Annotated in this window: 18 protein-coding genes; 6 read left to right on the top strand and 12 right to left on the bottom strand. The window is 54.2% G+C overall.

The genetic code is table 11. The features are described 5' to 3' along the window. Nucleotides 1-46: 46 nt before the first annotated feature. Both AC23NW_RS29955 and AC23NW_RS29950 read right to left on the bottom strand, forming a co-directional pair. Nucleotides 47-706: a relaxase/mobilization nuclease domain-containing protein gene (locus AC23NW_RS29955; RefSeq protein ID WP_152126788.1), complete on the bottom strand. Its 660-nt coding sequence runs from the start codon at nt 704-706 to the stop codon at nt 47-49. Continuing rightward, the gene (locus AC23NW_RS29950; RefSeq protein ID WP_019990995.1) at nt 703-1,206 is read right to left on the bottom strand and encodes a plasmid mobilization protein; all 504 of its coding nucleotides are present in this window, start codon (nt 1,204-1,206) and stop codon (nt 703-705) included. Before AC23NW_RS29950 ends, AC23NW_RS29955 begins: the two co-directional genes overlap by 4 nt. Before the next feature lie 263 nt (nt 1,207-1,469). Here AC23NW_RS29950 and AC23NW_RS29945 point away from each other — a divergent pair, with 263 nt between their 5' ends. The 3 genes from AC23NW_RS29945 to AC23NW_RS29935 all read left to right on the top strand — a co-directional run bounded on the left by AC23NW_RS29945 (nt 1,470) and on the right by AC23NW_RS29935 (nt 3,583). Next, nucleotides 1,470-2,357, top strand: coding sequence for a ParA family protein (locus AC23NW_RS29945; RefSeq protein WP_019990997.1), 888 nt, complete (start codon nt 1,470-1,472; stop codon nt 2,355-2,357). Further along, a complete protein-coding gene (locus AC23NW_RS29940) occupies nt 2,357-2,923 on the top strand; it encodes a hypothetical protein (protein WP_019990998.1) in 567 nt (188 codons plus the stop codon). The genes AC23NW_RS29945 and AC23NW_RS29940 overlap by 1 nt, the downstream gene beginning before the upstream one ends. A 135-nt stretch (nt 2,924-3,058) precedes the next feature. Further along, the gene (locus tag AC23NW_RS29935; RefSeq protein ID WP_487454176.1) at nt 3,059-3,583 is read left to right on the top strand and encodes a hypothetical protein; all 525 of its coding nucleotides are present in this window, start codon (nt 3,059-3,061) and stop codon (nt 3,581-3,583) included. A 253-nt stretch (nt 3,584-3,836) separates the two neighbouring features. On the opposite strand, the gene AC23NW_RS29930 is transcribed toward AC23NW_RS29935, so the two are convergent. From AC23NW_RS29930 to AC23NW_RS29890, 9 genes are all read right to left on the bottom strand, one after another. Next, nucleotides 3,837-3,971, bottom strand: a complete 135-nt coding sequence (locus AC23NW_RS29930) for a hypothetical protein (RefSeq protein WP_262884520.1) — start codon at nt 3,969-3,971, stop codon at nt 3,837-3,839. 37 nt (nt 3,972-4,008) lie between these two features. Beyond that, on the bottom strand, nt 4,009-9,222 hold the full coding sequence (locus tag AC23NW_RS29925) for an Eco57I restriction-modification methylase domain-containing protein (protein WP_487454174.1): 5,214 nt from the start codon (nt 9,220-9,222) through the stop codon (nt 4,009-4,011). A gap of 129 nt (nt 9,223-9,351) precedes the next feature. Continuing rightward, complete coding sequence (locus AC23NW_RS29920) at nt 9,352-9,567, bottom strand: hypothetical protein (protein ID WP_083940634.1); 216 nt, start codon at nt 9,565-9,567, stop codon at nt 9,352-9,354. A gap of 65 nt (nt 9,568-9,632) precedes the next feature. Next, the gene (locus tag AC23NW_RS29915) at nt 9,633-10,343 is read right to left on the bottom strand and encodes a PD-(D/E)XK nuclease-like domain-containing protein (protein ID WP_019991002.1); all 711 of its coding nucleotides are present in this window, start codon (nt 10,341-10,343) and stop codon (nt 9,633-9,635) included. A gap of 79 nt (nt 10,344-10,422) precedes the next feature. Then, complete coding sequence (locus AC23NW_RS29910) at nt 10,423-11,082, bottom strand: hypothetical protein (RefSeq protein ID WP_019991003.1); 660 nt, start codon at nt 11,080-11,082, stop codon at nt 10,423-10,425. A gap of 245 nt (nt 11,083-11,327) precedes the next feature. Further along, on the bottom strand, nt 11,328-12,026 hold the full coding sequence (locus AC23NW_RS29905; protein WP_152126790.1) for a hypothetical protein: 699 nt from the start codon (nt 12,024-12,026) through the stop codon (nt 11,328-11,330). A gap of 59 nt (nt 12,027-12,085) precedes the next feature. Further along, the gene (locus tag AC23NW_RS29900) at nt 12,086-14,842 is read right to left on the bottom strand and encodes a toprim domain-containing protein (RefSeq protein WP_019991005.1); all 2,757 of its coding nucleotides are present in this window, start codon (nt 14,840-14,842) and stop codon (nt 12,086-12,088) included. A 12-nt stretch (nt 14,843-14,854) separates the two neighbouring features. Next, the gene (locus AC23NW_RS29895) at nt 14,855-15,139 is read right to left on the bottom strand and encodes a hypothetical protein (RefSeq protein ID WP_152126791.1); all 285 of its coding nucleotides are present in this window, start codon (nt 15,137-15,139) and stop codon (nt 14,855-14,857) included. Nucleotides 15,140-15,144: 5 nt separating this feature from the next. After that, entirely contained in the window at nt 15,145-15,483 is a 339-nt protein-coding gene (locus AC23NW_RS29890) for a hypothetical protein (RefSeq protein WP_019991007.1), read from the bottom strand. Nucleotides 15,484-15,622: 139 nt separating this feature from the next. Between AC23NW_RS29890 and AC23NW_RS29885 the strand changes: the two genes are divergently transcribed. Next, nucleotides 15,623-16,261, top strand: a complete 639-nt coding sequence (locus AC23NW_RS29885) for a M23 family metallopeptidase (RefSeq protein ID WP_245581712.1) — start codon at nt 15,623-15,625, stop codon at nt 16,259-16,261. A 6-nt stretch (nt 16,262-16,267) separates the two neighbouring features. After that, nucleotides 16,268-18,445 (top strand): YWFCY domain-containing protein, encoded by a 2,178-nt coding sequence (locus AC23NW_RS29880; RefSeq protein WP_019991009.1) that lies wholly within the window; start codon nt 16,268-16,270, stop codon nt 18,443-18,445. A 50-nt stretch (nt 18,446-18,495) separates the two neighbouring features. Here the strand turns inward: AC23NW_RS29880 and AC23NW_RS29875 are convergent, their stop codons facing one another. Beyond that, nucleotides 18,496-19,095 carry a TetR/AcrR family transcriptional regulator gene (locus AC23NW_RS29875; protein WP_019991010.1) on the bottom strand — a complete coding sequence of 200 codons (600 nt, stop codon included), beginning with the start codon at nt 19,093-19,095 and terminating at the stop codon, nt 18,496-18,498. A gap of 131 nt (nt 19,096-19,226) precedes the next feature. Here AC23NW_RS29875 and AC23NW_RS29870 point away from each other — a divergent pair, with 131 nt between their 5' ends. Then, nucleotides 19,227-19,904 (top strand): endonuclease III domain-containing protein, encoded by a 678-nt coding sequence (locus AC23NW_RS29870; protein WP_019991011.1) that lies wholly within the window; start codon nt 19,227-19,229, stop codon nt 19,902-19,904. Nucleotides 19,905-19,938 lie beyond the last annotated feature (34 nt).

The following is a 19,938-nucleotide window of genomic DNA, read 5'->3' as shown; positions in this document are numbered from 1 at the left end:
TAAATAGTTGAATAGTCAAATATACAACTATTGCTTAAAAATGCATTCATAGACCCTGACGTTTATAGCTTCTTGAAGCCTGCACGGGTTCGTCGGACTGCGCTGGTTTAGCTACTCCAGGCTGCACCTGCCCAATTGGTGTTTTGAGCGTTTGTGCTTTATGGCCTTCTATCGCCATTGGTGCGCCGGGCGTTAGGCCGTGCCGCTCCTCTATCGCCCGGCAGAACCGCCCGACCTCCCGAAAGTTAAAGCTGGTTTGGGCGGTGTTCCTACCGGTTCCGTCTACCCGGCTGGCGATGATATGAAAGTGTTCGTGTTCCCGATCCCGATGCCGGAAGGCTACCATTGGGTTATTCTCCATCCCAAATGTGCGGGCGAACGACTCGCAGATTTTCACCATGATGTCGGCTGAGGGGCACTCACCGGGCGGAAACGAAAAACTTTGGTGCCATACCGGTTTACGTACCCGGTCGTTCAGGCTGGCCACCGACTGCATGGCCGTAGCCATTTGTTCCAGGTTCAGCCGCTGCTTGTTCTCGGTTCGTAACTTCTCGTCGCTGACAATAGTTACGCCGACGTGTTGCACAAAGAGCAACTCACCCCGGATTCGGGTACGGTCGAGGCTGTGATTGGCGCGGGTTTCGTAATAACAGTACTGCATGGCGCCCAAAAAGCTGGAGCCAAACCGGGCTACTTTCCCTATCATTTTTTGGGATGCGGGTTAAAGCTATCGCTGATTTTTTGCAACTGCTCAAGCACTTCGGACAGGGTTAGCTGCTGCCCTTCTGCTATGAGCTTATCAAGTTGGGCAACGGTGGTGTACCGGGCCATGTTCGACTGGCAGTACTGCCTCACCTGCCCCGCAATCTCGCCCACTTCGTACACGACAGCCCGGATGTCCTGAGCATAGACCGAATCTTCTGCGGCTCGCTGACTGATATACCAAAGTGCCGTTGTGAGCCTGTCCAGTTTTCCCAATTGAGCCGTGACTTCGGGCGGCAGTTGGCGAAGCCGGGGCAGTTGATCTAACTGCCCCAATGCTCCTGTTCGCAATAGCTGCGACACACTGATACCCGATTGCTGACTGAGCGTTTTAAGGGCTTTTCGCTCCTGCGGTGAGAGCCGCACGAATACGCCCGTTGATTTCGTCTCGGATGATTTCTCCGGCCTGACCCCTACCCCGCCTTCCTTCTGCTTGCCTGCCATTCAAGACTCCTGTATATACAAAAACATAGCTTGCTACACACCTCAAGTTTGGTTGCATCGGTCAACTCGGTTGCCCCGTACATCTTTTGCAACGCTTGCAATTCGGCTGGCTTGGGTGCAGGCGTTGCTTTTACCAACCAGGTTGTCTTGTACACCCCTTGCAACTTACCCATTCAAACCAACCAAGTTGTTTCAGTTGTATGAGTTGCAAATATGTAATTTATTATTTTATTTTGTGTAATTTTTTACACAATTTAAATAGAATGACCGGGAAGATTATAGCCATTCACACGTCCAAAGGAGGCATGGGCAAGTCCACGCTCACGGCCATCATAGCTTCGTATTTAGCGTATGTCGACAAGCAGCGTATCATCGTGTTCGACTGCGACCCACCCCAGCACTCCATCTCTGATTTGCGGGAGGAAGAGTTGGCCACCCAATCTACATTGGCCCAAACCTATCATGCTCTTTCTACAACCGAGCTAATGCAGATGGCGCAACCTTACTCCAGTGCCAATGATCAGGCGGCTTTTGAACGGTACCGCAACAACCGACAGCACGGGGTAGCGGAGCACTATGCCATTCATGCCCTACCCTTCTCGGCACTCCAGGAATTGGATATGAACCGGGTACGTGCAGACTTCGACTACATCTTCCTGGATATGGGCGGGCAGTTCAACGCCGGGATTCTTCGCGCCCTTGCCGAGACCGATATACTATTGGTGCCGTTCACGACGCAGCAGGTTGACGTAACGGCTTCCATTCAGTACGTCGGGGCTATTCTGGATTATGTAATGAATAGGCAGCTACCTGACTACCTAACTATCCGGTGTTTTTGGAACAAGTACAAGTTCACTTTCAATCGACGGGCCGATGCATTGGAAGCCTATCTGTCCGGGGTGTTCCGAAACGAGGTGATGCCGGTTTCTTTCCTCCGAACGCGGCTTAACGATGCCGATGCCGGCTTCGACAGAGCAAAGATGCTGACGACCATAGCGTCGCCCGTGCTCATGCCGGCAGGGCGGTATGTCCGGCGAAAGGAAGATACAAAACCAGCCGAATGGCGGGAGGCTCAGTACTTACAGGACATCGTTGGCCTCATTCAGGAAATCAATTCGCTACTGCCTGTTTCAGCAATCGCTAATCGCTAATGGATCTCGACAAATACCGTCGGCCTACTCCGGCCAAAAGCGAAGAAGACTCTGCAACGCCATTAGGCCGCCACCACCCGCAAGCCCCGGCTCTGGGTGGTGCAGTCGATAGCCTACGGCAGAAAGCAAACCGCTACCGGGATTTCGTGCATCAGGAAGCAGAGCCCGCAAAGCCTGCTGAACCAGATACTTCTTCACCAACGTCCTCCCCTACCCTGGCCGAGGTCACTCCTTCGCCTGACCAGCCAACTACAGAAGTATCGAAAGGCAATAAATTTAAGTCGGATTCAACCCCGCGTAAGCAAACCGTCCGGCCACCGACTTCGCCGAAGAAACGGGAGCCGTCTCCCCAAACCGGAGTCAAGATTGTCTATCTGGATGATGCCATGCGCGAGGAATATATTCAGATAGCTGGCTATCTCATGTTGAAGCACCGGGTCAAACTAACTATGACCGCCTACTTCTGCTTCCTGCACGATCAGGCGGTGGCGCAACAATCAGACGAAACTTTTCTCAACACCCTTGCCCAATTCGTCAAGAGAGACGGAGGGGCGACAAACCCATAATTTATGTTCCTCGTTATCTCTACCAGCACCTTCATCGTGTTGGCGACAGTAGCTCTACTCATCTGGGCGGGGTTGGTTCTTTGGTTCACGGGTCGGGGTAAGACCAAAAAAGCAACCCGCCCAACGCCCACCCTTATGTCCTTCTTTCAGGCTACAGCCGGTAAGACTCCCGTCGATGTGGCTGTGCCGATGGCTTCATACCACCGTAGCGAGCTGATTGTGTTTAATCGGGGTGGTAAACCAACACCCAACGTACCTATTGAGCAACCACCCACGGCAGTGCCCGAAACCCCAACCGATCAGGAGCCGGAATTAGACGACCCCACCTTTGCCCCGGCCCCTCCCCCATCTCAACCTGATGATCAATCAGAACAGGCACCCGCCACCGATGCGCAAGAAGGTAGCCCTTCCACTGGCTTTCGACTTTCCCTTGACCGGCAGCTTTTGAATCGCCTACTCAGCGATGATTCACTTTGCGAGGAATTCGAGCAAGCGCGGGCCACGACGCTGGAGCTACAGCGCGAAACCGGCCGTTCCTATGCCAGCTTGTTCCGGGAAGCCATCGCCGAAAAACCCGCCGACGTGCAGGCCGTGCTGCTCAATCTGCTAACGGAAGAAGAAGTCGACGATTTTGACCGCAGCCTACCCACCTACGGATGAGGGGGCTTTTAATGCCCGTATGATTTTTTTATTGCCTTTCCATTTCCCCTTTGATTCGCGCGGCAGGAGGGCAGGGCCTTTGGGGTGCGACCGGCCACGGAGTGGTGAGGGAGTACCCCAAAGGTGCTGACCGACGCGCCAGGGTTGGAATGGCCCGAAGGGCGTTTCCAACCCTACCCCTTGATTTAATAGTTGACTATTCAGTTATCTGAATAGTCAACTACTTACTCCTACCCCTTTGATTATCGCGCCATCAGGGCAGGGTCTTGCGGGGAGCAACCGACCGCGAAGCGGTGAGGGCGCGCACCGGAAGATGCTGCCCGGCGCGTTCGTCGGGAGGTGGCCCGCAGGGCGTTCTCCCGACGTACCCCTTTGATTTCTTTCTCACCGCGCCGACTCCCGGAGAAATCGGCGCGGTGAGTGAACTAAACAGCAACCTCGGCGGCTGGCTCTGGTTCGCCTTCGATTTCCATCCGGCGTTTGAGGTCGGCGACCTCCGTTTCTAAGCGGTGTAGGTCGGCTTCCTGTCGGAAGGGTTGCGATAGTTTACGGCTAAACTCCTGCTCGATGAGCCGGGCGCGTTCCAGTTCGCGCAAAAGTTGGGCAGGGGCTTCGTAGGCACGGGCTACGGCGGCTTTCAGCGAGGAAAACAGCCCGTTCGATGAACCGACTACACCCGAAAGGCTTTGCCCCCACTCGTACCGTACAACGGCCTGACCGGGTAAAAACTCGCTGGGCGGCATTCCGCCTATTAGTTCCTGCGACCGCTCCCCGGTCAGGGTTAATGCAAGCCCGTTAACGATTAATGTTCTGGGTTCATTAACCCGGCGTTTTGCCAGTCCTTTAACCTGCTCTATCAGGTGCTGTACGGCTTCGCCCCACTTTTCGCCGTAGGTCGTGCCGTTCACGGTTACGCTCATCACGGCGTATGGTGTGTTAAAGTGCTGCTGTAAGTGGGCGGCTTCCTCTTCCAATCCGGCCAACATTGGGCGGTGTTTCTGGATGAACCGTTGGGCGTTTTCTACCTGCCATTGGGCATCCATTAACCCGCGCTGCCAGTTTTTACGGGCTTGCTGCACTCGCGATAATTCAAGCTGGCGGGTCGTGTACAATAGAGCGTATTGGGAGCCGGATAACGTAGCCATCATCTGGTCGAACGACATGGCGGCAAAATCATCGTCTGCGCTGATGTCGGCCATTTGGTCGTCGGCAATGTGGCCCTTTAAAACCTGATTGATAAACTTTTGCTTAATCGCCAACCGTCCGTAGGCGGTCGCGTCGAGTGTTTTTTCTACGCCGTAGGTCAGCACTTCAACCGGGATGCCCCAAACTGCGTGTAAGTTGCCCTGCCGGATAAGCCGCCCATTACGCTGCTCAAAATCTGTTGGTCGGTTGGGGGCGTCCATGTGGTGAACCGCTACTAAGCGTTCCTGTACGTTTACACCCACGCCCGCCCGCTCCGACGTGCCGAGCAATACCCGAACCTCTCCCGTTCTGACTTTGGCAAACAGGGGTTCGCGCTTATCAGCTTCGGCGGGTACGATGGCGATTTCATCAGCCGGTACGCCTTCCGTGATGAGTTTGGCCCGTATGTCCTCAAACAGGTTGAAACGCGGGCCTTTACGCTCTGTTCCCTCCTCGTCTAACCAACCGCGTAGGGAGGGACTTTGGTAAGTATCGGCAAAGACCAATTGCGTACCGCGATACGTGGCCGACTGGTAGTAAAGACGCAAGATTTCTGTTACCACCCGGTTACACTTAGACCTGTCCTCGTCCGGGTTAGCCGCGTCGAGTAGTCGTAAATCAATGGTAGCTTTGCGGGCCTGCCCAAAGCAGACTAAGGGTACGTGCGAGTTGTCGCGCTTTTCGGCTCCGGTCAGGTTTTCAAACCAGCGCAGGGTTGCTTTAATGCTGTTCAGTTCGTCGGTTACGCCCTGGGTCTGCGGTAAGATAATCCGCGTGTGTTGCCCGTTTTTAAGCGTCGGCAACGTAGCATCCCGTTGAAACTCGATAACGTCTTCATTCAGCACCACGTCAACATGAGCGCGGTAGAGTTCCGAAAGCTGCTGCACGTTTACGAACTTGGCGAACCGCTCCACCGCTTTAAAGTTGCCCGTTGCGGTCAGTTCAAACGACTGAATTACGCTGCCGAACGCTCCGGCGAACTGGTCAAACGTGGACAGCATAGCGCGGTTTAGCCGGTCGGGGGCAATAAAGCGTAAAGTCGTCCATGCTTCGGCCATTGTGTTACTGATGGGCGTACCGGTTGCCAGGACTACCCGGCCCCGCCGTGCCTGCACCGTGCGGCACTTGAACAACGCACTTAGCGCGTCCTCACTACCCGCCGAATCAATGCCTTTAACATTCTGCCGGGCGGTGAAAAAGCCTAACCGTTTGTAGCGGTGGGCCTCGTCCAAAAACAGAGCATCAATACCCAACTGGTCAAACGTCAGCATTTCGTCTTTTTTGCGGCCGGCCTGCCGGATTCGCCGGTTTACCAATCGTAACTTTAATTCGTTCAGCCGCTTTACCGACATGGGTTTCTGGCGGCCCTGCCGCTCGGCTACGGCAAGGGTGTAGGCTATGCGCTCTATTTCTTCCTGAATAAATTCTTCCTCGCTGGCGGGGTCGTCGGGAATAAGTTTTAGGAAACTCTGCGGTATCAGCACCCCGTCAAAGTTGTTGGTCGCGATACGTTGCAAAAACCGTTTGCGGTTGCTGGCTTCAAGGTCGGCGGGCTGCGGTACGTAAATCAGGGCTGCGGGGTACAACCTGCGCCATGCGCTGGCAAAGTCGTTGAGTGTCGAGTTTTGTACTACAATCATCGGTTTGTGGGCCAATCCTAACCGCTTCAACTCCATTGCCGCCGTTATCATGGTAAAGGTTTTACCACTGCCCACGGCGTGGGCTAACAAAGTGTCCTGCTCTTTGATGCGCTCCACGCCCCGGAACTGGTGTAAGCGTAATTGAACGTCAGGCGATGCGCCGGGGTATTGCCGTAGGGCTGGTTCCCGGTAGGTTTTGTGTACGTAGCTGTTGTACAATTCATTGTAAACCGGCTCGATGGCTGCGCTGTGGTGGTCGCGCACAAAGTCAATGAACAGGTCGTTTAAGGCTTCCTGCGCCTGTACCGCCTGGCTGGTGGCTTCTACGTCTTTTACGGATTTCTCTTTACCCTCCGCGTCGATAATGGTTTTGGTCACTACCACCGTGCGCTGTTGCAAAGCGGCTTCGATGAGTTGGATAGCCGTTCGGCGCGACGTACCCAAGGAGCGATTTTGAACCGATGAAACGTTACCCATCCCGTCAATTTCGTACTGGCCTACCCGGTGGTTATAGCGTACCGTTACGCAATTGGTTTGCAGAGTCTGACTGATAAACTGCTCGATGATGTTGGTAGGAATCCAGACCGAACCCAACCGGAACGAGATAAGCGGGGCGGGAATGGTGGCCGGAACAACAGCCGCTAACGCCCGTTCATTCACCGCGTACTGTGCATCTGCTTTAACGGCCTCGGCTGCTGCGGCCAATTTCTTTCTAACGTTGCCCGATAGGTACGTATCCCTGTCCTCTAACCGGCCCGACGTTGGGTTTTGATAGGCCAATTCAGCGGCCAACAACGTCTGTTTTACCTCCGGGGCGGGTTGGCTCATCCATGCGCCTATCTGCTCGGCATTCACACAACCGTACAAGCCAATAGACAACCGTAGCGCGTCGGCCAACGATTCTACCCGCTCCGGGGTGTGCGCTGCCGGGTACACCCGTTGCCGAAAAATATCGGCTTTGTCGATGGTGTACGAGGTGGCTGTTTTCGGGTTGGACTGTGTTCCGGTGTTCCGGTCTGGTGCGGTGCGGCTCACCACTTCTAACGCCTGAACACTGGCAAACTGCGGGTCGTAATCTTCCAGAAACGACAAAGCCCGGTTTCGGTTGAGCGTACCGAAATAGCGTGTAAATAAGGCGTAAGACTGGTTCAACTCCACCCGTAGGGCGTCGGTCTCCACCTCTCCCCTACCCTCTTGCTCCGCCTTCCGAAGCTGGTTAAATGCCCGCTTCACCCGCTCGTATTGAGCAATGACGAGCGTTTGGCTGTATCGCTTGCCCCGAACCGTTACCGATTCGGTAAACCGTTGATCGGTAGTCTGTTTGGTTTCGGCTGTCTTATGGGCCTGCGCTGCGGGTTGGTTGTCCAAAATACCTTTTGGCAATTGGTTAAGGGCTTCGGCCAAGCGTTGCGGCAACGTGGCGGGGTCTGCGAGGTGTAGCGTGGGCTGGTCGGCCCGGTACAGTCCACCCTTATTCACCTCGTCGGCAAAGCGCATTTCGCCCAATAGCATAGCGGGGTAGGCGTGGTAATACTCATTTACCGCCAACGTCCTGACCGTATCTTGGTCGGTTGCATCGGCTCTGAGCGTAACGGTACGTTCAAACGGATAAGCCGCAAACGGTCGGTTGTCCGGCACTGCGGCAACGGGGGTACGATTCCGCAAAAACAAAACGTCGGTCGTTACCTGCGTTCCGGCGTTGGCTTCAAACGCATTCGACGGTAAGCGGATGGCTCCCAACAGTTCGGCGTTGGCTTCGACCGTCAGGAACTGGCGGAACTCCGGGCTTGCTGCATCGAGCGTACCCATTGAGGTAATGAGCGCGACAATACCGCCCGGCTTCACCAACTGCGCGGCCCGGCCAATGAAATAGTTATGAATGGGAAAACCCTTTAGTTCGGCGTGGTGGCGGTCGTACACCGTGTACGATCCAAACGGTACGTTGCCAATGACCAAATCAAAGCTACCCGCCTGCAATTTGGTTTCTTCCAGACCGCAAACGTGGGTTTCGACCTCCGGGTAAAGCTGCTGCAAGATTTGCCCCGATAGCCGGTCTTTCTCGACCGCTACCCATACCGACCGCTCCCGTAGTGCCGGGGGCATTAGACCGATAAAATACCCGATACCTGCGGCTGGTTCCAGAATGCGACCGCCTGTAAAGCCAAACCCTTCGATAGCCTGCCACATGGCCGCTACGACGTGCGGGGCCGTGTAGAAAGCATTGAGCGTCGATGCTTCGGCGGCTCGCTGTTCGGCGGGGGTTAACAACTCGGCCAACCGCTGGCGGGTACGTCCGTACTGACCGCCCCACCGGTTTACCGATTCGTCAAGGGCTTGGGCGGGGTCGGTCTGCGCGTGTTGCCACTGCTCGTAAACGTCGTTTTTCCAGACCTGCGATAAACCACCCCAACCCGTATAAAGCGATAGTAACCGCTGTTCGTCGGGCGTGGCTTGTCTGGTGCTTCCTTGCGCTGACTCACCGCTTATTCGTTTTAGGGTTTCGATGGCGGCAACATTGGCCCGTAGTTTGGCCGCGTTGCCAGTGGGTAGGGTGAACGTTTCCGCGCAAAGGCTAAATACGGATGGCTCCGCTATAGGCCGTAGCTCAATCTGTTCATCGAGGATCAACAGTGTTGCCGGGCTTGCGCTGCTCCGGCGTTCGGTGGTCTCACCGGGTTTGCGTTCTCCCCGCGTCGGAGGTATAAGACCGGGGTGTCCGAACAGGGTATATTGATTGGCAACGATGACCACGGGCCGGGCCTGAGCCGGACGAGTGCGGGGCCGCTCCGGCCTACCGGTTGTATAGCGCGTCATAAATAGCTGAATAGTTCTACACTATAAAGATAGCCAACTATTCAGCTATTTATCTATCTAACTTTCTATCTGTCAGCCTTTTACAACCCGCTTGATTTGAACAGTGCTTAGCCCCTACCCCTTGATTATTTACTCGATGACTACCTCCTCAGCGTACACTTTGAAAACGAGGTCGTGGTTTGTGGCCGAGATAAATCGAAACATGGGCCTGCCATCAGCATCGAGAGTTTCGACTTCATCAGACAGCCACCCTACCCTACCGGCTGGCATTAGCGGCCCCAACGACACCGTCAGTTTTGCCCGGCGGTAATTACCTTCAGGTGGTTTAGGTTCGTTCCGATTCATCACGGCATTAATGAGAACTTGCCAGATAGTTGAGTAGATGAGTACTCATCTATCTGTCAAGTTAATTAGCGAAATTGATAAATAGGCGGGTAGCTGTTCTGCGTTATCCGGTGGCCTACCGGTATCGAGATGCCCGGTTTATCCTGCGGTGTCCAGGCGGAGGGGCGGAACTCAGACCGAGCCAGTAATGACAGTAAACGTTGGTAGCGTTCCCGGCCCTCCTGAATGAAAGCCCGGCCAATAGCATCGGCGGTCGGCTCGAAATAGAAGACCTGGAAAGGCTCCGCTTTCTGAACGCCCAGAAAGACAAACCGCCGAGCCTTCAAACCATCTAAATAAAAGGCCGCTTGACGGTCGTATTGGTACTGCTCACAGCACTCGATGAATTGGCGATACGTCCGGGCGCGGGTAGTCTTCACGTCGACGATCAACCCGTGCCGCAATCGAATATCCGTCTGGCATTTACAGAGTAAGCCCGTGACCTTATCGCGAAACAAGTGGGGCTGTTCTTTCTGTCCCCATTGTAACGCCCATCGACCAAACCGGGTATCGCGAATTGCCTTTGCCATTTTGCCCAATCGCTCCCGGTCGATGGCTCCCTCGAACGGTCGGGTACTGCGCGGCTCCAATAACAACTGGTGAAAAGCTGACCCTTCGGCAAACGCCTTAACGGGTTTTCGGTTGGGTTCGCCCAACAGAAACCGCTCGTACTCGGTCAGGTCGGAATTGGAAAAAGCGGGAAACTGACGGTAATTGTCTGGTGTAAGCACTTGCATAGAATCAGGCAGAAATAGCGAATTATTAGTTGAATAAATAGGTAGTCAGTTATCTAAATAGCTGACTACCTAAATAAATTTAGACGACTTCCACGGCTTCAACCTCTGCTTGGGGCAGTTCTCCTGCGTTTAACGTAACGGGTACTACGTCTGTTGAGGGTAAAGCGAACGTCTCCGAAAAACTGAAGTAGTTCGCCGTGTGTTTCAGCGTATCGCGCCGGTAGATGGGGCAGTCTGCCGCGTACTCCGCAAGTTGCTGCACACTTTCGGGGTCGGCAAGCTGGTAGCTGAACCGGCCAATGAACCACGACTTTGTAGGGTCGTTTTTGCTGGTTAGTTTCTCCGGGCGGATGGTCAGCACCACGTCGCAAAGGTTCAGCGGTTCGTTCCCTTCGTAGATGAGCTTTTTCATCACGCCCCGCAACTCGGTAAGCGTAGTGCCGTTGAACATGATGCTCGATACGCAATTCAGCGCGTCGATAAAGAACAGTTCGGCCCACGCTTCGCGGTTCCGGTTAAACAGCCCGTCCTCGAAAATGCGGAACACAAACGGCTGAAACGTAAACTCCTTGATGGGCTTACCCGATTTGTCCAAAACGGGGGTGTCCCCGTCGATGTTGAACTGTCCGGTTTGTGAGTTGTAGCGGTACTGCTTCGGCTCACCCTCGATGTAGCGGAAGATGTCCGAGATTACAGTTTCACCATGTTTGTTGACGGTCTCTTGCTGATAGGATTTCATACCTGTATAGCGTAAAAAAGGGGTTGGTGCCTGGGCTTACACCGGCCAAGCGTTCGCGGTTTCAACATTACAAAGATAGCCAACTATCTGAATAGTCAACTACTTAACTACTGATACACAGCACTTTGTGAACCCGTTTGATTCGGCTGCTTTCTGCCTGAACTGTTTCAGAACCCCTTGATTATTCAAATAGCCGACTATAAAAGTAGTCGGCTATTCAGCTAATGGCTTAATTAAGGTAAACCTTATGGTCGGCCTGAGTGGGTAAGCTCCTGTTCGCGTAAGTACAATTGGTACTGCTGCTTGCGCGTATCGAGGATGCTTTCCAGCCGCTGCAACTCAGCGTTGAAGGAAGGAGACTGGTAAAGCGAATCGGCATCTGACAGCAGTCGTTGCAACGGAGCGGTTCGGGCTACGGCAGTTTGAGCCGACACGTACCGGTGCTGCCAGTAGCCAGCGGCATACGTGTCACGCTGCTGACGGGTTTGCAGCGAGACAAAGACCAATCCACCAACCAGCAGACCAGCGACAGCTATCCCCCCCGTTAGGTAACGCACCAGTTTAAGCAACGCCGACCCCGGCTGCTCTACCCTGACCACCTTCGGGACCAACTTATCGAGATGCTGCTCAAGGGCAGGGGTAAGGGTTGCCGGAACCTGGGGTAGCCACTCAGTAAGGTGGCGTGTCAATTGCTCCTGCTGCGTCTGACCCATTTTTTCAATAGCTTCCAGCAGACCGGCAATCAAGTGGGGAGGCAGGTCATCGGTTTGCGAAACCGGGAGTGAGGGTACTTCCTTCGAGGGTTTGGCCTGTTCTGTCTCGGCGGATGGCTTGGGGCCACGACTCCAATACGGATTCGATGAATAAAACTTATTGGTCGGAGCAGCCCTGGGCCGGTCGGGGCAAAGTGTATCCATATCAGGGTGAGTAGGGGAGGAGGTCATCGGTTAAAGAATTTGGTTCGGGCAAGACCGGAGCGGCCTTGCCCAAATCGGAGACATTATCACAGTTTTGCTTTGTACGTGCGGGCTGATTCCGAAGCAGATTGAACCGTTTCGCGTTGAGCGGTCTGTTCCGCCTTTATCTCCGTGTGAGGTTTGATGAGGGGCGGAGCTCCCATCTTCAGCGGACTCGAATCGGGCAGAGCCTCGCCCTGGCGGTTTTGCAGGATGTCGTTGAAGTCTTTCTGCTGCCGGGTGGGTCGCACAACGTGATAGAGCGACTGCCCCTGTCGGTTGTTGATTTCGTCGGTAAGCAGCGTGAGTGCCTTCACCAGCAGTCGACCGTCGTTGGGGAAGTGAATCCGGGTGCGGGTTACAGCCTGACCCTGATCAGGATCGACCAAGGTTTCGCGCTGAAACTCCTGCACTCGCTTTTCCTTGTCGTTCGGGTCATTGTTGTAGTTGAACTGCTTGGTAAAGCGATTCATCTCGTCCATGAAACGATGGAGGAACGCTTCGTTTCTGCCGCCCGCGATGTCGGCACCAGCCCCACCGGGCGACAGGGGTTGCCGTAGCTCCAGTTCCAACTTGTTCACGCCCGAATACAAATCCTTTTCCAACTTGGCATCCTTATGGTGTTGAATGCGCTGCTCCATTTCGTCGGGCGAAATCATGGCTCGTTCCCGCGCCACCCGAAACTCGTTACCCACCTTCATCTGCATATATTCCGACTGAGCCAGTTTTCCGGCCTCTTCCGGCATCGGAATGCCGTAAGCCCTGGCATACGTGAACGCCGGAATTACCGACTGCACCATCTCGACCGAAACCTTGACGTAGTCGTCAGGCATGATCTCTTTAAAGCGGGCCTGGTGGTTGATGGCCAGTTTATGCCCTTCTGACAGGTTGCCGTCGGGTACGTCGAACCGCTTCAGCACGTCGCTGAATGTTTTTATCTCAGGGTCGAAGGCAAACTTTGGCCCGAGCACGTTAGCCAGTGGGTTAGGAGGGAGGTTCGGCCCCGAATAGGCAATGTCCGGTTTGACGCGCAGGGCCGGGTCGGCAGCGGGGTGTTGCAGAGCGAGGTAGTTGATGGCGAACCGAAGACCGGCGTTGTCGCCATCCTGCGCGATCACAAACTGCGCCTGCGGGTTGCGGTCGAGCACTTTCTGGATAAAGCCCATCTGTCGGCTACCAGGTTGCCCGCCCGTCGCCATGTAGAACCGACGTTCGCCCTCGGCTTCAGGGTTGAGTTGCTTGAACGACATCGCATCAATGGCAGACTCAGCGACAAGGATGCGCTGGGCGGGCACCTCCTTGAAGGCCGGGCGGGCGGTTTCGAGCGGTAACTGCACCTGCTGCGGCTTTCCCTCCTGCACAAAATTGAACGAAACCGTTTCGGGGCTGAGCCGAACGACCGTACCGACAGTACCGGCAGGAAGGTCAGGTTTATCATGCATGGCCAATGGGGCTTTCAATTCGTAGAACCGGTTAGAGTGCCACATGGCTTCCCCGCGCTCCCCGGAAGGGAACGACTTGAAGCGTTCGTTACGAATGTCCATCGACACCAGGTGACCATCCTGGGCGTACATCGGGAAGGAAGTATTACGATGCGTGGTGCCCTTCTCCGTCGTGTAAGCAATGTTGTGAATGCGGCCGTTGAACTCCGGCGAAAAGAGTACGTCTTTATGAAGCGAGCGTCCTTCCAGATAGCGGGTGTCGGTCAGGGGCGCGATGGCGTACCGATTGTGCAGGTCTTTTTCCCGAAGCTTCGTGTCGATCAGGCTTTCCTTTACCTGCTTCAGGGGAGACGTAACGCTCTTTTCGAGTACGTAGTCGGCGGAGGACATGATACGGTCGACAGCCTTAAAAACGTTCCGGTAAATGCCGTTTTCGACTCGTTCCAGAAACTTGATCACGTCGCCCCGCCAGCCCCGCTGATCGTTCATGTCGACAAACATCTTTTGCCCGTACTTGTCGCCGGTATAAACGGCCAGCCGTTCCTTCGACCCTTTCTCGCCCCGCTCATAAATGAGCCACTCGTCGCTCGGTTTCGACTTCTTGGCATCGAGCACGAAGCCGTAATCTTGCAGCACCACTTCCAGATCCAGCTCGCGCTTGATGGCATCGAAATCCCGCACCAACTTTTCACCACGGGGCTTTGGTGTCGGCTGCGGCTCCTTCTGGGCATTTTGGGCTGGCGTAATCGTCGCTTCCCGATTCGTGGGGGAAGCTTTGGCCGATTCCTGGGCCGTTTGTGTCGCCGACGAGGGCCGGACCGGGGTCAGGTCGATACGGTAATCGTCGGCATACTTCTCCAGCGTCTGAATGTTCCACGCTTTGTGGTAGGCCGTGGATTCGCGCACGTTCTGGTATAGGTCGGGGACGGCCAATTGGCGATACGCCACCGAACCGTCCAGCTTGCCCCGGTTGGTGATCAGCGCGGCCCGGTTCGTCTGCGCCCGCGAAAACAGTTCGCCAAACTGATCCGGCGTAAAGCCGTTGATGGCAGGGTAAAGCCCTACCTTCTGCGGACCGTCGCCGAGCGTGAGCATCTTTCGCGGTTGAGGGTTTTCTGTCAACTCGGGCTTGGTACGGGTAAGTACGCGCGGACCATAGACCTCCTGAATGGCTTTGTCGAGTCGCTCGAAGTTGGCTTTTGTCGGCTCGACCCAGAGCTGCACGTTGCCAATGGCACGGGCCGGGTCGATGGCGTTCATGGCGTAATCGCCAAATGCTACGTAACGTACCCCGGCTTTATTTAACTGGCGTAGAATAGCCAACTGCTCGCGGGTGGCACGGTTCTGTGCTTTTTGCTTCATAACGGAAAGGGGTTACGGGGTTGTCAGTTCAAAACCACCCAGGTCAGGTTCGTTGGCCCGGTGCAGATCGGTAGCCAGTTCGGAGAGGTCATATTGAAGCTCCATAAAGGCCAGATACAGCCGTTCGCGCTCCTCGTCGGTGAGATGCTGCCAAAGCTCCGGGTCGTTGACCGACGCATTCAGAACGGTGATTGGCAGGTCGCCCGGCTCTTCGCCATCACCGATAAACAGCGGTTGAATCGCCTGATGAATGCGCTCGCGCCCCCATCGTACTTCCAGTTGTTCCAGATACTGCATGGGCATCAAAGGCTGGTTTTAACGGTGGGCGTGAGCGAGTCGGGGGCAAGGGGTTGTCCCGGCACCGGCTGCAACCGGGTATCTCTGGTGGGTGGGGGGAGCAGCGTCAACGATAGGGTAGGGGAGACCTCACCGGGCTGTTGCCGATTCTCGATTAGTACCGGACTAAGCGCGTGGACAACCTGTTCGTGGATGTCCGTCAGCACCGGTTGCCATACCACCGGTCTTCCCGCCTTGTCTGCTGCCTGGGCTAAGCAGGCATCGAACGACGGGGCGAAAAGCTGAACCAGCCGACTGGCCTGCTCGTGTGATAGCGGGCAAACAGCTTCATTACTTTTTTTCATTGCTTTAGTTTAATTTTTTATCGAATTTACTTTAATTAATTAAATATTTTGGCGTTTTGCGGTTTAATTTTGCCCGATGGCAAAGAGAAGAATACGTTATGGACTGCATAGAAACGGCCTAATTGGGGCTGTTATTAGCTTGACGCTGAGTGGGTCGAATTACCCAACGGCAATAAATCAGAGTAGAGAAATAGACCTGTTTGCGGCCCATACAATATCGGAATCGACTCACCCGCATTGGCTGGATCAGTGGGTGGGGGAGGCCACGTCGGAGCAGGTGGTGACTGCCTTTTCTAAACTGTTCTTTGCTTCACCGGAAAGAGCGCAGCGGATTCCATGCCTGCCTCCACTGGGTGATTGGTCGGGCAATCGGGTTTCGTCGGGTTTTGGGCTACGGGAGCATCCTACTCTGCATACCCTGCGCCACCACGATGGTATCGACATTGCCGGGCCACATCAATACGTTCGCTCGGCGGCTTCGGGCTTGGTGGCTACGGTCGGCTATAGTAGCACGCTGGGGCGTTACGTAAAAATTGACCACGGCAACTCCTACCAAACCGTGTATGGTCACCTGGCTTTGACCTCGGTGCGGGCTGGTCAGTGGGTAGTGATCGGCGAAACGCTCGGCATAACGGGTAGTACGGGCCGGGCCACCGGGGTGCATCTTCATTACTGCGTCCTGAAGCATCATCGGGCGGTAAATCCTGCCGATTACCTCACGCTGGCCATCCGCTTTGTGGCCCATTACCAACAGCAACAACGTACCCAAACACGCTAATTTATCATGCCCGAAATGACCAACAAGGAACGGGAGGGACACACCCAAACCGTCGAACTCTTCATCATTGCAGCTATCGGACTACTGATTTTGCACTGCTTATGGTATTGCTATGAAGTTGTCTATTCAAATAGCTGGCTACAGGAATATTTTTATAGCGGTCTATCTATATTAAACGAACGGTTGGAATTGTTCAAAAATCCGCTGATTACTAAAGCACTGGTGCTGCTACTACTGTTTCTGTACGCCATCGGCTCGAAAGGGAAAATCGACCCCTCGATTGGTCGGCACCAGGTATTGCGCTATGCTTCGGTCGGGTTGTTGCTGTTCCTGGGTTCTGTGCCGTTGCTTTACGCCAAAGCCCTTGTCGCTCCACTGGCTGTGGACGTGCTGTACATCGGCCTGACGCTGGCCGGCACCATGCAGTTGATAAAAGGCGGGCAGTATCTCTCGCGGATTCTGTTTACCCGCAGTCCGAACGACATCTTCAACGACACCAACGAGGAGTTTCCGCAGAATGAAACGCTGGTGCAGAATGAATTTTCCATTCACTTCCAGACCCTATATGCCTACAAAGGAGCATGGCGACGGGGATTGGTCAACATCGTCAATCCGTTCCGCTCGGTGATTGTGCTGGGCCTTCAGGGGTCGGGGAAGACATTTGCAATCTTGATTCAGGCACTTTGGCAGAGTATGTACAAGGGGTACGTGACCTACGTGTATGACTTCAAGTTTCCAGACCTGACGCTGGAAGCTTACAACGCCTACCGCAAGACTATTGCTGAAAACACCTACGCCTGGACACCTGCCGACCAATTAGCTGACCGCAAACACCGGAACGATCCGCTCATTCCAAAGTTCTACGTACTGAACTTCGATGACATCGAGTATTCGCACCGCTGTAACCCCATCGACGCCGACGGCATGACCGACGTGATGGATGCCTACGAAGCGGCTCAGACGGTCATGCTCAACCTGAACCGGACGTGGGCGCAGAAGCAGGGTGAATTTTTCCCAGAATCGGCCATCAACTTCCTGACGTCGGTGCTCTGGTATCTGCGGACTGTCAGCCTGAAGTATCGGGGTCTTTGTGCCGTGGAGGAAGCCAAACCCGCCAACCAGCAAAACCCGCAAAGGCTGGCCACCTACGCCCGGCTATCTAAATGCTGCACCTTCCCCCACACGCTGGAGTTCATTAACCGGCGGTACGACGAGACGTTCGCGCTCATGGAGCGTTACCCCGAAGTCGAGATTTACGTCAGACCGTTCATCGATGCCCGCGACGGGGGCGCGATGGAGCAGTTGGAAGGACAGATTTCGTCAGTGCGGATTCCGATGGCCCGCCTTTCATCGCCGACGCTGTATTGGGTAATGACCGGCTCCGACTTCACGCTCGACATTAACAACCCCAACGACCCCAAGATTTTGTGTACGGGCAATAACCCCGAACGTACTGCCATATACGGCACAGCGTTTTCGCTTTACACCGCCCGGCTCATGAAGCTGGTCAACCGGAAAGGGCGACTGAAATCGGCCCTGTTTTGGGACGAACTACCCACGATGTTTCTGAAAGGGTTGGACTTGCTCATCGCCACGGCCCGCTCCAACAAGGTGGCCACCTGGCTGGGCATCCAGGATTTTGAGCAGTTGACCCGCGATTATGGAGAGAAAGAAGCCAAAGTCATCATGAACCTGGGGGCAAATGTGTTTGCTGGTACGGTCGTGTACGAAACGGCCGAGAAACTTTCGCGCCGGTTTGGCAAAACCAATCAAACCAAAGAGTCGATTACGTACTCGAAAAACGATACGACCATCAACGTATCGCAGCAACTCACAGAGATGATCCCGGCGGCCAAGATTTCGCGCCTAAAGCAGGGCGAGTTTGTGGGGCAGTTCGTCGACAACTTCGGCGAAGAGTTCGACCTGAAAACGTTTAAAGCATTCATAGGTGTGGAAGAGCAGCAAATGAAAAAAGCTCATCAGCTACCGCCCATGCTGGACCTTGACAGCATCATACGGGACGTGTACGGCGTTGAACCAGCCGACACGACGCCGGCCATGCGTCAGGTGTTCAAGACCCAGTTGCTTCAGGACAACTACCGCCGGGTGAAAGAAGACATTCAGCTATTGGTCGATTGCGAGGTAGCAGAGTTCGGGATTGTCTTCAAAGAGCGAAAAGGATAGGAGGTTACAATCAATTGTTGATCGATAATTTAATGTTGAATGTAGTTACGCTAAGTCCTTTTTTCCAGACCGCTGACAAATAGTAGTTGTAGTAACGAATGCACTGAAACTACATCGGAGGTTTCGGGCTGTGCTGTTAGGTCGTTTGCAATTCCATGCAGCGCACTGACCATCATATTGGCCATCAGCTCAATCTGCATATCAGTCAAAGGCTCGAATTCGCCGTTGGCTACGCCGAAGCGGATAATGCCAGTTAAGTGGGCAATTTCTGGTGGGTCAGTGTGCAGGCGCATCTTGGCCAGCAGTTCAGGATAGCCCTCCCGCGTCATGGTCAAAAATTCGGTAGCCTTAGCGTGACGGAAATCAAACTTTATACGAAAATATGCCCGTAGCTGGTCGGCGGCTGTCGGGTGATTGGGCAAATCGCTGATCAGTTCGTGCAGGTATAGCTTGATTTCTCCCTCGGCGATGGTGGAAAAGATTTCCTCTTTGTCCTTGAAATACAAGTATAGTGTGCTGCGACTCTTGCCCACCGCCCGGGCGATATCGTCCATCACCAGTTTGTTATATCCAAACAGCTTGAACAGTTTGGTCGCCTGCTCCAAAATGACCGTGCGCAGGTTGGGTTCTTTCACATCAGGTTTAGCCATTATATGCAATGATTAGTCGAAGATACTGCCGGTTCGACGGTTCATGATAGACAAAACAAAATATATAACACACTGACAAAACAAATAAAAGTGTCAGTGTGTTATATATTTAGATAAAAATCAATAGTTATATGAAATCCGATCAACTTACAGAAGCTTACCAAATTCTGAGCCATACTTACACAACCTTCGATCAAACCGACGATGAGTGGATGACTAATGGACTCTCAGACACACCTTTCCGGAGTTTAGTATCGGTGGCATTATCGACTATGACGACCTCGAAACGGACTATTAAAGCGGCTTTAGCACTTTATGAGACGGTACATACGTTCGAGCAGCTACGCGATATGGATGAGCAGGAACTGGTTCACCGCATCCAGTCGGTGGCTCACTACAACCGGAAAGCGAAAAATCTGAAAACGATGGCTGCTCAAATCATCGACCAGTACCACGGACAGATTCCTCAAACGAAGGAGGAGTTGCTGACCTTGAGCGGCATTGGTCGTAAGTGCGCTGACATCATGCTGAATTTTGTGTTTGAGCAGCCAGCCATCGCCGTCGATACGCACGTATTTCGGGTTGTCAATCGGCTGGGCATGGTAAAGGCCACCACTGCCAACGCCACAGCCGATCAACTCAACCAGATTACGCCCGCTGAGTTCAAACGCCACGCCCACGAATGGCTGATTCAACACGGCATGAAAGTATGCGTAGCCCGCAAGCCCCACTGCGAGGAATGCCCACTAACCCATCTGTGCGAATACTACCAAGAACATGTTTTGAAAGGACTGACACAGGCGGCCTGAGGTGCATTGCCGTTCTTCCGCTCAACCTGCTTTC

This window comes from Arsenicibacter sp. R0_47, assembly GCF_057652235.1.
This window is presented reverse-complemented; position numbering and strand designations above follow the sequence as displayed.